Source organism: Ottowia sp. SB7-C50, from assembly GCF_033110285.1.
Classification (GTDB): domain Bacteria; phylum Pseudomonadota; class Gammaproteobacteria; order Burkholderiales; family Burkholderiaceae_C; genus Ottowia.
Map to the genome: position 1 here is coordinate 1,265,164 of NZ_CP136995.1, position 13,771 is coordinate 1,278,934.

General features: G+C 55.9%; 16 protein-coding genes and 1 pseudogene. 1 reads left to right on the plus strand and 16 read right to left on the minus strand.

All coding sequences use genetic code 11. The features are described from left to right. Positions 1-39: 39 nt before the first annotated feature. The 5 genes from R0D99_RS06055 to R0D99_RS17305 all read right to left on the minus strand — a co-directional run bounded on the left by R0D99_RS06055 (position 40) and on the right by R0D99_RS17305 (position 1,990). Complete coding sequence (locus tag R0D99_RS06055; RefSeq protein WP_317750484.1) at positions 40-471, minus strand: LacI family transcriptional regulator; 432 nt, start codon at positions 469-471, stop codon at positions 40-42. Continuing rightward, positions 468-602, minus strand: a complete 135-nt coding sequence (locus tag R0D99_RS06060) for a hypothetical protein (protein WP_317750486.1) — start codon at positions 600-602, stop codon at positions 468-470. The genes R0D99_RS06055 and R0D99_RS06060 overlap by 4 nt, the downstream gene beginning before the upstream one ends. A gap of 211 nt (positions 603-813) precedes the next feature. Then, the gene (locus R0D99_RS06065; protein ID WP_317750487.1) at positions 814-1,086 is read right to left on the minus strand and encodes a hypothetical protein; all 273 of its coding nucleotides are present in this window, start codon (positions 1,084-1,086) and stop codon (positions 814-816) included. Positions 1,087-1,237: 151 nt separating this feature from the next. Then, positions 1,238-1,726: a DUF2971 domain-containing protein gene (locus tag R0D99_RS06070; RefSeq protein WP_317750489.1), complete on the minus strand. Its 489-nt coding sequence runs from the start codon at positions 1,724-1,726 to the stop codon at positions 1,238-1,240. Positions 1,727-1,732: 6 nt separating this feature from the next. After that, positions 1,733-1,990: an HNH endonuclease gene (locus R0D99_RS17305; RefSeq protein ID WP_416365990.1), complete on the minus strand. Its 258-nt coding sequence runs from the start codon at positions 1,988-1,990 to the stop codon at positions 1,733-1,735. Between R0D99_RS17305 and R0D99_RS06075 the strand changes: the two genes are divergently transcribed. After that, positions 1,925-2,305, plus strand: a complete 381-nt coding sequence (locus R0D99_RS06075; protein ID WP_317750490.1) for a hypothetical protein — start codon at positions 1,925-1,927, stop codon at positions 2,303-2,305. The genes R0D99_RS17305 and R0D99_RS06075 overlap by 66 nt on opposite strands. Before the next feature lie 308 nt (positions 2,306-2,613). Here the strand turns inward: R0D99_RS06075 and R0D99_RS06080 are convergent, their stop codons facing one another. The 11 genes and pseudogenes from R0D99_RS06080 to earP all read right to left on the minus strand — a co-directional run bounded on the left by R0D99_RS06080 (position 2,614) and on the right by earP (position 13,746). After that, positions 2,614-4,221, minus strand: coding sequence for an ATP-binding protein (locus R0D99_RS06080; RefSeq protein ID WP_317750491.1), 1,608 nt, complete (start codon positions 4,219-4,221; stop codon positions 2,614-2,616). 18 nt (positions 4,222-4,239) lie between these two features. After that, complete coding sequence (locus tag R0D99_RS17310) at positions 4,240-4,650, minus strand: EcoRII N-terminal effector-binding domain-containing protein (RefSeq protein WP_416365974.1); 411 nt, start codon at positions 4,648-4,650, stop codon at positions 4,240-4,242. A gap of 3 nt (positions 4,651-4,653) precedes the next feature. Further along, positions 4,654-4,914 (minus strand): hypothetical protein, encoded by a 261-nt coding sequence (locus R0D99_RS17315; protein ID WP_416365975.1) that lies wholly within the window; start codon positions 4,912-4,914, stop codon positions 4,654-4,656. Beyond that, the gene (locus R0D99_RS06085; RefSeq protein WP_317750492.1) at positions 4,850-6,544 is read right to left on the minus strand and encodes a DEAD/DEAH box helicase; all 1,695 of its coding nucleotides are present in this window, start codon (positions 6,542-6,544) and stop codon (positions 4,850-4,852) included. Before R0D99_RS06085 ends, R0D99_RS17315 begins: the two co-directional genes overlap by 65 nt. Before the next feature lie 14 nt (positions 6,545-6,558). Beyond that, positions 6,559-7,833 (minus strand): type II restriction endonuclease, encoded by a 1,275-nt coding sequence (locus R0D99_RS06090; protein WP_317750493.1) that lies wholly within the window; start codon positions 7,831-7,833, stop codon positions 6,559-6,561. A 24-nt stretch (positions 7,834-7,857) separates the two neighbouring features. Next, a complete protein-coding gene (locus tag R0D99_RS06095; protein WP_314332496.1) occupies positions 7,858-8,304 on the minus strand; it encodes a DNA mismatch endonuclease Vsr in 447 nt (148 codons plus the stop codon). Continuing rightward, positions 8,304-9,570: pseudogene (gene dcm, locus R0D99_RS06100) on the minus strand (DNA (cytosine-5-)-methyltransferase). Before dcm ends, R0D99_RS06095 begins: the two are co-directional and overlap by 1 nt. Before the next feature lie 318 nt (positions 9,571-9,888). Then, positions 9,889-10,476 (minus strand): hypothetical protein, encoded by a 588-nt coding sequence (locus R0D99_RS06105; protein ID WP_317750494.1) that lies wholly within the window; start codon positions 10,474-10,476, stop codon positions 9,889-9,891. Positions 10,477-10,937: 461 nt separating this feature from the next. Then, positions 10,938-11,810, minus strand: coding sequence for a TIGR00730 family Rossman fold protein (locus tag R0D99_RS06110; RefSeq protein ID WP_317750495.1), 873 nt, complete (start codon positions 11,808-11,810; stop codon positions 10,938-10,940). A gap of 112 nt (positions 11,811-11,922) precedes the next feature. Continuing rightward, on the minus strand, positions 11,923-12,477 hold the full coding sequence (gene efp / locus R0D99_RS06115; RefSeq protein WP_317750496.1) for an elongation factor P: 555 nt from the start codon (positions 12,475-12,477) through the stop codon (positions 11,923-11,925). 132 nt (positions 12,478-12,609) lie between these two features. Further along, positions 12,610-13,746, minus strand: coding sequence for an elongation factor P maturation arginine rhamnosyltransferase EarP (gene earP / locus R0D99_RS06120; protein WP_317750497.1), 1,137 nt, complete (start codon positions 13,744-13,746; stop codon positions 12,610-12,612). Between the last annotated feature and the right edge of the window lie 25 nt (positions 13,747-13,771).

The following is a 13,771-nucleotide window of genomic DNA, read 5'->3' on the forward strand; positions in this document are numbered from 1 at the left end:
GCCCTCCCGCAATGGCCGTCAGGCACAGATGGAGGCCGATCAAAGCCCAAGCCTGGCCCGCTGCTCATCCCACAGCGCTGGCGGATCAACCGCCAGGTCGAATAGCGTAATGTGGTTCGGAAGCACGTCGTCCAGGATGGCCGCCACGATGTCGGGTGCCAGTGTGGTCAGGTTGACCATCCGGCTGACGTAGCTGTTGTCGATTCCTTCCCGCGTGGCGATCTCCTTCAAGGACTTCGCTTCTCCTGATTCCAGCATCGCCAACCAGCGGTGGCCCCTGGCCAACGCCAGCTGGATGGAGGTCGGCGCCACGTCCCACGGTCTGACCGGCGCAGTCTCACCGTTCGGGAGAGTGACCAACTTGCGGCCACTGCGGCGCTTGATCTGGATCGGTACGGACAGGGTCAGCCTGCCGTCGCTGGTCTGCAGGATGCCCGGTTCGCCGGTTTTCTGGATGCGGATGTCGCTCACGCCAGGGCCTCCTCAGTTTGCTCGACCGGCTCGGGACGCAGTTCCAGCACCAGGCGTTCGATGCCGTTGGCGCGCAGTCGCACTTCGAGGTCGTTGGGTGACACGATGACTTTCTCCACCAGCAACTTCACGATCCGGGTCTGCTCCGCCGGAAACAGTTGATCCCAAATCTCTGACCGACCATCCGACCTTGCGGCAAAGATGGTCGAGGAAATGCGGGGAATCACCTCTCCTAGGGTCAGGGATGAGGAGCTCAAATCCCTGAGGATGCCGTTCTAAACGTTATTTCCAATGCCGCTGCGTTGGTAGTAAGCCCATTATGGTTTGTGGCGCGCGAGAAGCTCAATCAATAACCAAGGCATAGGCACTTTGCGCTCTACGTGCTGTCCTTACTGGAACCCCTGCGTAGTTTTCCGCGAGTACGGCCAAAAGTTCGGCTTTGTAGGCATCTGGCATTCGTTCTCCGACAATAACTGCTCTCACGGCTTCACGAGGGTAGCTTCGAACCAGAGGCGTATTGTCAGACTTGTTGGTCTGTACCAGAAGGCGCCGTTCTCTCTCGTAACTCCATTCGGCAGGCTTGGTTGCAAAGACCTGCTGCCAGATATCACGCATAGTCTTAAGTGCCTCAGCCCCTGACTCTTCATACATTTGAATTTCAGCGCACGGCTCTGGCTTGCCTTGGTATTTTATCCTTGCATTCGTTTCTTGAATCGCGGTCTGACTGTACCAATCTTGATCCCATGCGATGCCGTAAATGAAGCTGTCAACTTTTGGGGGGGGAATTCAAATATGCGACATCTAGAAAGTCGCCTTTTGGCTCACTGTTCGTTAGCGAATTTTCATCGAATTCGACGCAAAAACCGCGTAGCCCATCACCATAGTGTGACCACAACAAAAGGCTGTCCTGTTCAGAGCTAAAGCATGCAATACGCATTCCTTCCCGCATCACGTCAAAGGGTGGCACGTAATCCTGACATTCATTAAAATATTCAAAAAAGTGCTCCTTAATCAAGAAGTCTACTCTGGCCTCTTCGATTATTGAAACATCGAACCCCCAAGCTCTGATTGCAGCAATGAATCTGTCCGGTTCTCGTTCTGAATCTGGCATTCCTTCAATGATTCTGGCCCAGTATTCAAACGGATCGTTATAGGCAGCATAGTGCTGGCAAAAGAGCGTGCCTTCCTTAAGATTTTGAAGGGCATAGCTTGTTGGGCCGCTGTATTTGAACAAGCACTTGGCTGAATTCAGCATTTACCTTCACTGTCCAGATTGCATGCGAATATTTCCGGAAGTAGCGCAATCGTAGCGCAACATGCTCTGTAGTTCCTTTATCGAGTACGGCGGCGATCGTCTGTGTGCTACCGAATGACAATCAGGGCAAAGAGGTACAAGATCAGATTTAGGGTTAATGATGTACCCGGGACCGACCTCAGATACAGGAACGATATGGTGAACCTCGATCAAGCCCTCGGCGACAGGTCCGTACCGTTCGGCCATATCGGTACCACAGGCCATACACCTGTGACCGTGAATCGCCAACGCTGCCGCGCGGTTGCGCCGGTCGCGCTCATAGCGATTGACTTCAATTCGCATCTTGGCACCCTCTGGCAGGCCATGCGCATCAAGGACTTCCTCGACTTCTACTTCGACCGGCAAGAGGGCGATAACAGCAGCTGCGACGCGGGTGGTCCATTCTTCTATCAGACGCATATCTGCGGCGTCGTTGCCCTCATTGATCGCGAGCATCCCCTTGCCGACAGCGAATCCAAAGCTTCGCCAAGATTCGTTCCATACAGCATCGTCCTTATGGCTTCTTGTCGCACCATTTAAGTTCAAGACAACATCAGCTCCCGCATTGCTACATGCGTCTAGTACGGCTCGGAACACGCGGCGCCCAGATTCGTCTGCAGACCGAACTGACGACATAAGCTCACTGGCGAAACTGCCGAGCCTGAAGCGAACATCAATCCGTCGCCACCCGATCTCGGCGCGGATAGCGAAGGTTTGCCCAGCTGGATGTCCTGCTGGAATTAGCTCTAGCCAGCGAACTCCTTCGCTGGTACGTCCCTCAGATCCTGTAAATCCGAGTCCCGTTTCTATTGAGACCGCTTCCGCGAGTGCCCGCGGGTCGAGTTTTGTCATTCGTCTTCACCACCGTTAGGGTCGGGTAAAGTCTCTACCAATTTCTCAAGAATGCGGGATATCTCGTAACGCATATCCTGGAACATCGCGGCTGTTCCATCCTGTACCGTCGACAGTTCCGCCACCGAAAGTGCCCACATCAAAGAATCCAGACCCTGCATCGTCACACTGCGATTGAGGTTTGGGACATAGACTTTATGGTAATAGGGGTGACTGGTGTTGACCTGTACGGCTTTGTGCTGCTCAATGATCGCGGGCTGAAATAGCAGGCCATTGTTAATGCCCTCTACCGGCTGCACGAACACCTCACCTGGGCGCTTTGCAGCAGCGATCGTTAGTTTGAGGCGTGTTTTGCCGTACTTGTTGTCGATCTCAGCAGTGCCTGCTACTGGGTCTACGACACCAACCTTTGGACCACCCGCTGCTGCCTCCCGATTGCGGATATTATTGTTAGAGGTGTCATGTGCACCGCTTCCCTTCTTAGAGATTGACTTCTGCTGTCCTTCCCTTGAGCGTCTGTTTGCTTCACGTCTTGGCGCAGGTAGAAAAGACTCTTGCAACCATGAAGCCAAATCCTCGTTCAAAATAATCTGAGATTTCTTGATGTCAAGATGGAATGCGTCATCCAGACGGTGATCAAATGAAAACTCGACACGTAGTTGGGTAATATGCGGCTCTTTCTGATAAAGACCTAGCCAATCGGCGTCGTGAATAAGCCTGTTCTCGCGATATATGTAAATACCCTGCCGTTCGTTAGTGAGCATCGCTTTCTTGGCGAGCTCGTCATCGGGAAATTCCTCCCTGCGAGGCAAGATGAATGCACGTACAACGAAAGATGCCTCCTTGCCGCTGTCCATTTCAACTTGCAGTGTCTCTTCGGCCACGAGCTCGGATAGCCCCCTCTGAAAGGGGTCCCATGCAATGACAGGCACGCCGTTAAGCTCTATGCTCACGTCTTGGGCTCGTTTGTCGTTTGGATCCAGAAACCGCTGATAAATCATTGCAAGGTGCTGGCGAAGGGCGTCCTCTTTTGCTTTGAGTGCCTTCTGAGCTGTTTTTCCGGATGGCGTCGAATAATCTTTGATCAAACGATCAACTTCTTCCCAAAGCACTACAGTTCCGGAATGGCCGGGAGCAACTTCATCTAGCGATTCAAGTGATTCCTCGTCGCATTTATCACTGACAAGAAGCGACCATTTGTTTACTTTGGCTACGTGGTACAAATCCCAGGTTGCCATGAGTGCTGGTGTTTTCCCATCTGGACGGGATATCACAGACAAGCGCTTGCAGAACGCAGTAGAGGCAGTTTTAAGGCCGAGACCGTATTTACCGAGACTTGCAGGATTCGGCCGTGCCTTTGAACCATAACGCATGGCATTTATCAGCCCTTGACGGTCCATGCCATCGCCGTTATCTGCAATCATCAGTCGGATATTCCCCCTGAAATCAGCAGAAAGTTCGAGCACAACCTTTGTCGCATTTGCAGCAATCGAGTTGTCCACGATATCGGCTACAGCAGTATTGAACTCATACCCAGTGTCCCGAAGACCAACGATGACACGCTCTGGATCGGGCTGCAGTTCTATTTCTTCGAAGTCGTTCATATTCCTATTCCTGTTGTATTAAATCGGAACAATGCGCCAACCAGTGCCTAGCTTGAGCACGCTCCCAGAACGTTCCACCTTCCGCTCTCTACGGTGCGACACCAAATATCGATCGCCATCGCGAGAGAGAGTTAACTCGTCTCCAGCGATGAGTCCTGCCTGGCGAATATATTTTGTCATTCGCGTTAGTCGGTACTCGTTACGCGTCCCGTCAAATAAGGCGTTGTTGTAATAGATGAAAGCGAACTCCCAGAAGGTGCCTCCATCATCTAGGAAACGTAGATGGACTCGAGGGTTGTACTGTTTTGGATCCAGCTCCGGAAAAAATGAGAGCAGATGGGGCTCTTTCGGGACGAGAATGCCTGCCTGATGCCCCCCTGTCTCACCAGTGTCATTCGCGCTCAGAACCTTGGCTATCCGACGCTCCATATCCTATTTCCTCTCTTGCTTGGACGGCGAACGGCTGAGCGCCGCCACGATGTCGCCGTAGTCCTCATCCTTCCCTTCGATGCCAACAATTGCGGCATTTGAGAGAGTCCTTTTCCTCGTCAAACGGTCATTCACGACATCCTCGACGGTGTCCGCAATGAGCAAACGATGTACCGTGACCGGGAGCTCTTGGCCGCGCCTATGAGCGCGTGCTGAAGCTTGGTCTTCTAAAGCGGGATTCCACTCCGGGTTGTAATGGATCACGTGATTGGCGGCGACAATGTTGAGACCAGCCCCCCCCTGCCTTAGGGTTGAGAACTAGCGCCGCACCGCCTTTTATGGAACCGAACCGGTCGATCATCGGCTGTCGCTCTTCGATTGGAAGGCGTCCATCTATGACTCCTGCGAATGCACCGAAGCGTTTCATGACATGCCGCGCGATGATGTCCGCCATCGCAGTAAAAGATGTGAAGACCAGCACCTTTTCGTCCCGCTCGAAGATTTCCTCTACGATCTCATCGAGCCGCCGAAATTTTGTAAACGTCATGGGATCAGCTGTATCAACATCTCCACCCATAAGACTGGGGTGCGCACAAAACCGCCTGAGAGACGTCAGCGCAACAAGTGTGGCGGCCGAACCATATTCGGCGTATATACGTTCACGCTCTGCGTCATATACTGCGGCCTCGGATTCGGCCAGATCGAGCAATTGGGGTATGTCAATACGAGGTGGCAGGTCTTGAGCAACTTCGGCGACGCGTCTTCGTAGCATCAAAGGAGAAATCAGGGGCTCAAGCTGAGCGGCACTATCTGCGTTATTGAGAAATTGCTTCTCGAAGGATTTTGCGTCACCCAAGTATCCCGGAAACACGAAGTCCATTATTGACCAGACATCAAGCAGTCGATTCTCGATCGGTGTTCCTGTCACCGCGAGACCTGCATCTCGCTGCAAATGCTTTACTGCCTTGCTTCGTTGGGCAGATGGATTTCGGATGAACTGTGCTTCATCAAGCACAACCACTTTCCATCGGATCATATTAAGCAGGCTATTGTCCCCAACGACCACTTCATACGAGGTAACGACGACGTCGTACTCAGCTAGATCTGCGGGACGACCGGTCCGGACTGGTCCGTGATGTTTCAGGACTTTCAACCCTGGAGCAAATTTTCTGATTTCACGGCGCCAGTTTTCGAGCAGCGACCCCGGAGCGACGATCAGTGAAGGCCGGAGAGGGCCGCTGCCAGCATCACTCAGTGCCGCAATGATCTGGAGAGTCTTCCCGAGCCCCATTTCATCGGCAAGCAATCCTCCGCTCCCCTCTGAGAGCAGAAATTTCAGCCATCGCCACCCCAAAATCTGATAGGAGTAAAGGTTTGCATCAACACCGTTTGGCGTGTCGTGACCTGTCGGGATAAATGCACAAGGCGATATAGATAGGGTCGCCGTAATGTCGTCAACTGGTCCGCCTGCCGCTGCGGCCTTGCGAACGTGAAGGAATGACTTCAATGATTGAACAGGGCCAAGCTCTGCACCTGCGTCGAGCAGCAGTTTGGCAATCTCGGTACTCGTTGGCGTGTCAATTGGATACCAGGTGCCGTCTAGAATGACATGTCCTCGCTCCAGATCAGACAAATCAAGCGAGAGAAGCAAGCCACGGCACTTCGCAGTAAGCAAATATTTTGGAATTCCATCGCTGCCTTCGTCTATAACCAAGCGCGGAACCAATGGATACCGAGACACTCGCAGATCTGCCACACTCGTGGGAATTCCATCTTCAGTGGGCTTGCGCTCTACGAGGGCAGCATAAATTTCATCAACAGAAGGAACTCGAATATTTCCTGTCCGCTCAATTAACCGCAGTTCTTTGCCGCTCACATCCCATTTAATGCTCATCAAAATTGGCTCCATTAGCTGTTCTGGCGCTGTCGAGCCAGACTAATGAATGCCTCCACGTCCATAAGCCATGCCTGCTGGGGCTGCGTATAGGTCTGGTGCAGACTTCGCGGCAGAATGAGTTGCAGCCGCTTTGCAGCCATTTCGTCAGTCTGATTCGTGGAAATCGCTGTTTCCAATGTCAGTAGATGCTTGTCATCAATCCGGTCGGCCTCGGCAAGAACCTGCCGCCAGCGGTCTTTACAGGTCGATTTCACTCCAAGCATTGTGAGCTTTAGAGAATCGAACGATGGATTGTGGTACTCAGCCACGCCCGGGAATAGAAAATCAGGCTTGGCCTTGTTTTCTGTTACGGCTGTTCGCGTGTAGCGAAGACCATTCTCTGAAAACAGCAATTCCAGATGATTTTCCAGCGCAAGGCCAACACGGCTTTTTCGCCGATTCTGCACGGACAGCGAGAACGAAATAAAACTGTCAACATCGATTCCATTTACTTTTTTACGTATGCCATCCGGTTCTTTGTCTGAGTGAAAGGGAAAGCCCGCAGGAGAAATCACTGTCTTTGATGGGTCAATAAAGCCAACTGACAATCGGTCGGCAATAAGATAGCGCTCGAGTGTTCGGAAAAGGATTTCCTCACGCTCCATCCACGTCATCAGAACAAGGTCGGGCTGATCCTTTGGGGAAAGGTCCTTGAGAGTTGAACGCGCATAAGCCGAAAACTCTCGAGTGGTAGGGAAGCGACTATTGAAGCGGCTGAGCATCTCATCAAGATAGGTATCCTCAGATGCTTCAACTGCAATGCCGATATTTTCAAGAATAAACCGGGATGCAAACTCGATACGGTCCTGTTCCGTTTCTAGCTCAGACTTTACTGAGAACCCCGGGTGCGCCAAGTCGGCGAATCCAAACAACCATTCAATCTGCCTCCCAATACTTGAACCATTTTCTGCAATGATGACGAGGAGGCCTCCGTCGCGTTTTTTGGCGATGACTAGCAGATCGCCCTCACTCGCGTTCAGGGAAACAGTCGTGGTAGGGAAGTAAAGGCGAAATTCCGGTGCTCGTGGCTTGCCATGTCGCCGATTGCCCAAAGTGAGGAAAGCATCCTCAACAATTGGTTCTGGATCATCATCGGTGAGGTAGAGAAAACGCGCAGAAATTCTGGTTTTTTCTTCTGGCCTTCCAAGAAAAGCCAGCATCGGTTTTGTCGCGTTGTATTCATGCTGGTTTGAACGCGTTTCATCTGCCTCAACTGCACTCAGTCGCTTGGCGGCGACCCCCCTCAAAATACTCTGACAAGTATCCGGACTTCATTTACGCACCTCGATCAACGGGGTGTCGCTACGAAGCCATTCGGCAAGGCTCTGTGCTACTCCCTCGATATTTTTCCCAGCGCCGCGCAGGGCGCACTCCCATATGACGCCAACCCGCCAACCGTCTGCCAGCAATGCCGCCTTGGCACGGTTGTCGTTATTCTGATTCCGCTCAATCTTCTCGCTCCAGAAGTCCGGGCGGGTTCCTGGCAACTTGAACAGTGGGCAGTTGTGCCCATGCCAGAAGCATCCATGCACAAATACTACCGCACGGTAGCGAGGTAACACGATGTCTGGCTTGCCTGGCATGTCGCGGACATGAAGACGGAACCGGAAACCCTGACGGTGCAGCAGGCTGCGAATCAGGATTTCCGGTTTTGTGTTGCGTCCACGTATACCGGACATCATCCGGCTACGTGTAGCGCTGTCCACTACGTCAACCATCAGGCAAACAAGCGTAGCGGAAGTGGAGTGCCGTCTCGTTCGTGTTCAACCAATGCTCGTATGTGAGGAGTCATGATGCGGGCGACTTCCTGCATCACCGGCATAACTACGCTGTTGCCAAACTGGCGGTAAGCCTGTGTATCACTTACGGGTATCCGAAAAGTGTCAGGAAAGCCCATCAGACGCGCACATTCTCGGGGTGTCAGTCGGCGTGGTCGTTTTTTTCTCACCCTGCCACACAAGAATTTCAGATCCATCTTTGTGATACCGTGCGGACAGTGTGCGAGTAACACTATTGGGATAGACCATGCCAAATCCAAAACCATTGCCTGCGGCGCGGTGCTTCTCTGCGTAGGCTTGCAGGTAGGTCCACAGGTTGGGAGTCAGTGTGTATCTTGGCTGGACGACTTTTTTGCCGTGATCAAAAAAGCGCTCTCCATCCCACGGAATGAACGGCTCTGTGCCATCGGTTTTGTGTAGGATTGACGCAAGGCGCGGCCCTTCTTTTGGCAGCATCAGGTCATCCCATGAAAAGCCTGTGTTACCACGGAAACCGACAATGATGATTCGCTCGCGGTGCTGAGGAGTGAAGTGCTGTCCATCGATTATTTTGTAATGCACGTCATAGCCGAGCTCATCTCTGAGTGTTTGCAGAATCACTTCGAAGGTGTGCCCCTTGTCGTGTGACAGCAGGTTTTTGACGTTCTCCAGAAGGAATGCTTTGGGACGCTTAGTGGCAATAATGCGAGCCACATCAAAGAACAGAGTCCCTTGCGTTGTGCACTCGAAGCCATGCGGGCGACCTAGCGAATTTTTCTTACTCACCCCGGCGATGCTAAAAGGCTGACAAGGAAATCCCCCAAGCAAGACGTCATGATCTGGTACGTCTTCGGCTGGATACGGCACTATGTCACCGACGAAGGGGTGGTTATCGCCGTAATTCTCGAGATAGGTCTTTTTCGAGAAGTCATTCCATTCACTGGTGAACACGCATTCGCCACCATGAGCCTCGAAGCCCATGCGAATGCCACCGATGCCTGCAAAAAGGTCAATAAAGCGGAAGCTGTGGCCGCCTTCCGTGGCTGGGGTTCTCGGTTGCTGTAGAAGGTCGCGCAGCGCAGGTTCGAGCATTGCGGGGCATGGCGTCTCGCCCTTTTCCCAACGCCTAACGGTCTTGGTGTCTTTGCCAACATGATCGGCAATTTCGCGTTGGGTGAATCTGTTACGCGCCTGCTTAAGCAGCTCCAGCGGTTGGGCGTGGGTCATCGTGGCTCTCTCTGGGTAAAATTGCGGACATTATGACCCATAGTATACCCAGAGACAAGATCTCCCGCCCCCTTTGGTATCGCGGGTGGGGCACCACTTAAGGATTCTGTCGCCCAAGGTAACGTGTCCTTCATTCACAGCATGAATACAGCGGGCCAGGCGACCCAGCAGAAGATGGAGGCTTGAGAGTTCCTCTCCGGCGAGCAAATTTCTGCGTGTTGCACGGTCTTTTGCGCCCACTGGTCGACACGCAGGCGGTGTCACCGGTCCGGCCAATCCACTTCGAAATTTCCGCAATGATGAGCGCTGCCTGTCGAGTCAGTCCCAGACGACTTTGCATCCGAGATATTCTCGAAGCACGATCTTTACGGTCAGCCCGTTGGCTTGGCTGGTACGAAAGCGATAGTTTCCCTCTTGCACTGCCAGCCATTCAACGAAAGCTTCGCTGTCCATCATCAGCACTCTCTGCATCGCCCGACTCCCGACCTCGGGCCAGACTTCGAACCTGTCGTCATCACGTTCGAAGGCTTCCCGCTCTTCTTCCGTCATGAGCGGCAGTGGCTTCACTTCAAGATGCGATGGCTCGTGGAGTTGTGGTTCGTTGAATTCGAACGCTGCATGGCAGCGAGCCAGCTTGACGATGACGCGATTCACCCGGTCGAGTTCGACCGCCCAAACTGGGCCGTGCACGTCATTCATCCACGCCCGTTGCAATCGCTCCAAGAGCGAGGGGTTCCGCTGCAAGATGCGTGAAATCTTGGCCCGTCGCAACTTATCGGGGGTGGTGTCGCCGGCAATGACGCATTCGAGCAAGCAGGCCAGATACTCTTCGTCGATGGAAAATTCGTTGTTGCATTTGCGGCACGCCGGGGCCGCCATCAGGTTGTCCGGATATGGCTCGTCCAAGAGAACCCTCGACGGAACATGATCGACGGTCTCGCTTTGTCCACCGCAATGCACGCAGAACCCTTTGTTCCGTTCGTCACCGTAGCACCGCATTTGCTGCATTCCATCACCTTCGTTTCCTTGAGATTCGCTGATGAACGCGCTTGCGCGTTCTTTCCAGTGCGTGTGCCGACGACGTTATCTTACCTAGCTCTTGGACTTGTCATGCTTGAGAAATCGCCGGGTGACGGACGTAGCAGGGGGTAAATGCTGGCGAACTGATTTGGTCAATTCCTCGAATCCACGCCCTCAGGGCCAAGGCGTTACCATCTGTCTCGGATTGCAGACGCGGGTTCGGTTCCGTGTTCCGCCACCATACCTCTGTACAAAGGCCGCTAGGAACATCCACCCAGCGGCCTTTTTCTTTGGCCATTGCCATCGGGCCATGCTGTCAAAAAATCTACGCGAGGGCGACTGTACGCTCACAACCCATAAAACCGCCGGATGATCCCCCACGCGTCCTCGGGCGTATCGACGAGCTGGTAGAGATCGAGATCCTCGGGTGAAATGGCGCCTTCGTCGACCAGCACCTGCAGGTTGAGCAGGCGCTGCCAGTAGTCGCTGCCGTACAGCACGATGGGCACTTTTTGCGCCTTGCGGGTCTGCACCAGGGTCAGCACTTCGAACAGTTCGTCCAGCGTGCCGAAGCCGCCCGGGAAGGCGACCAGCGCCCGCGCGCGCATCAAGAAGTGCATCTTGCGCAGCGCGAAGTAGTGGAACTTGAACGCCAGTTCTGGCGTGACATAAGGGTTGGTGTGCTGCTCGTGCGGCAGCGCGATGTTCAGGCCGACCGAGGGAACGCCAACGTCGTGGGCGCCACGGTTGGCCGCTTCCATGACGCCGGGGCCGCCGCCGGTGCAGATGAAGATTTTTTCCTGCTGGGGCTGGCTGAGGCTGTAGGTGGCGACGATGCGGCCAAATTCGCGCGCGTCGGTGTAGTAGCGCGACGTGCGGATGGCGCGTTCGGCCAGGGCGATGACCTGCGGGTTGCCAGCGGCCTGCGCCTGCTCGAGCTGGGCCTGGGCGACGTCGGGTGCGACAAAGCGTGCGCCGCCGTAGACGACCACGGTGTTGTGCACGCCGGCGGCCTGCAGGCCCAGGTCGGGCTTGAGCAGTTCCAGCTGAAAGCGGATGCCGCGCGTTTCGCGCCGCAGCAGGAATTCCGGGTCGGCAAAGGCCAGCCGGTAGGCGTCGGGCTGCAGCGGCTCGCCGTGGTCGGCGTGGGCCTGCAGTTCGGCCCAGGCATCGGCGAGGGACGAGCGGCTGGACTGCTTGATATCTTGGGTGGTTTCCATGGTCTGCTATTTTTATGGAAGCTGCCAACGCAATATACACGGGCGCCAGCATGAAAAAAGCCCCGAATCCGGGGCTTGGGTGCGTCGGGGTGCGCCGGGTGGGCGCGTCGGCTCAGACGCGCTTCTTGTACTCGCCCGTGCGGGTGTCGATCTCGATCTTGTCGCCCTGGGCGACGAACAGCGGCACCGCGACTTCGAAGTTGGTGGCGATCTTGGCGGGCTTGAGCACCTTGCCCGAGGTATCGCCCTTGACGGCCGGCTCGGTCCAGGTGATTTCGCGCACCACGGTGGTGGGCAGTTCGACCGAGATGGCCTTGCCGTCGTAAAACACCACTTCGACGGCCATGCCGTCTTCCAGGTAGTTCAGGGCGTCGCCCATGTTCTCGGATTCGACTTCGTACTGGTTGTACTCGCCGTCCATGAAGACGTACATGGGGTCGGCAAAGTAGGAGTAGGTGCACTCCTTGTGGTCCAGGATGACCTGGTCCATCTTGTCGTCGGCCTTGAAGACGACTTCGGTGCCCATGTTGCTGAGCAGGGCCTTGAGCTTCATGCGCACGGTGGCGGCTCCGCGGCCGCCGCGGGCGTATTCGGTGCGAAGGACGATCATCGGGTCCTTGCCGTGCATGATGACGTTGCCGGCGCGGATTTCCTGTGCGATTTTCATGGTGTGGGTTCCAGATGAGGGTGAGCGGGGGCCGCTCGTGCACTGGGATGGAACAACAGGGCGCGCTGCGGCGTGGGGCGAAAAACGCAATGCGGCCGCCAAGGCCGGCGATTTTTCGCAAAGCCTTGAATTCTAACGCTTTTGCGCCGCAAACCTGACCAGTTGGGTGGCCAGGTCGTCCTGCGCCAGCAGCCGTGCGCGTGCGGCATGCACGCAGGCTTGCCAGGCGGCAGCTTCGGGCGCGGGCAGGGGTTCGGCGCCGACGCCGTTCCAGGCACGGTGAAACCGGCGCAGTGAGGGCGGTGCGCTCAACCAGTGCAGGAAGGCGTCGAGCTTGGCGTGGTGGGCGTTGTCCTCGGGCTGCGGGTAGATGTGCCAGACGAAGGGCACGTCGGCCCACAGGGCGCGCACCAGCGAGTCCTCGCCGCGCACGAAGTTCAGGTCGCAGGTCCACAGCAGCGCGTCATAGTCGGGTTGGGGCACCGGCGGCAGATATGAAATGCATAGCTGCCCGCCCTCGTCCATCCAGCGCTGCAGGCCGATTTCATGTGCCAACGCGTGTTGCACGGCCGCCGTCGCGCGGCCCGCGGTGACGATCAGGCGCGTAGGCTCGTCGCCCTCGGCCCATCGCCGCAGCAGCGTGCCCAGGGCGGGGGGCTCGTAGCAGAACATCGACACCAGCCGCTCGCCGCGCCAGTCGATGCCGTGCGCGCGCAGCCAGTCCGCGCGGTCGAAGGCCGACTGGCGCGCGGGCAGGTCGTGTTCGCGCAGCAGGCCACCGGTGGCGAGCGTGAAGCCGGGGTAGAAGAACCACTTGGTCCAGCCCGCCGCCGGGCCGTGCAGCACGGGCGAGGGCAGGGCGTGCATGCGCTCGACGTAAGGCTCGGCGCTGAGGTATTCGAGGTTGATCCAGACCGGCGGTTTCAAGCCATTCTGGCCGCCAGCGCTGGACAGATGAGCGCGTGCAGCTATGAATTCAGGAGCTATCGTGCAGCCGAAGGCCTCTACCCACACGTCGGCCGGCGGCAGCGCGGCCAGCAGCGCCGCGTCGATGGGCTGCGTCCAGGGCAGCACCTGCACGCCCGGCACGGCGCCTTGCGTGGCGCTAGGGGCCATCCACGCGAGGGCGCTGGCGTCGTCCACCCACAGCCGCACGGCGTGACCGCGCGACGCCAACTGGCGCGACAGGCGCCAGCACACGCCCAGGTCGCCATGGTTGTCGACGACTTGGCAGAAAATGTCCCACGTGAGCGATGGCTGATCCGGCACGCGCCGATTGTGCCCAAGCGCCTGC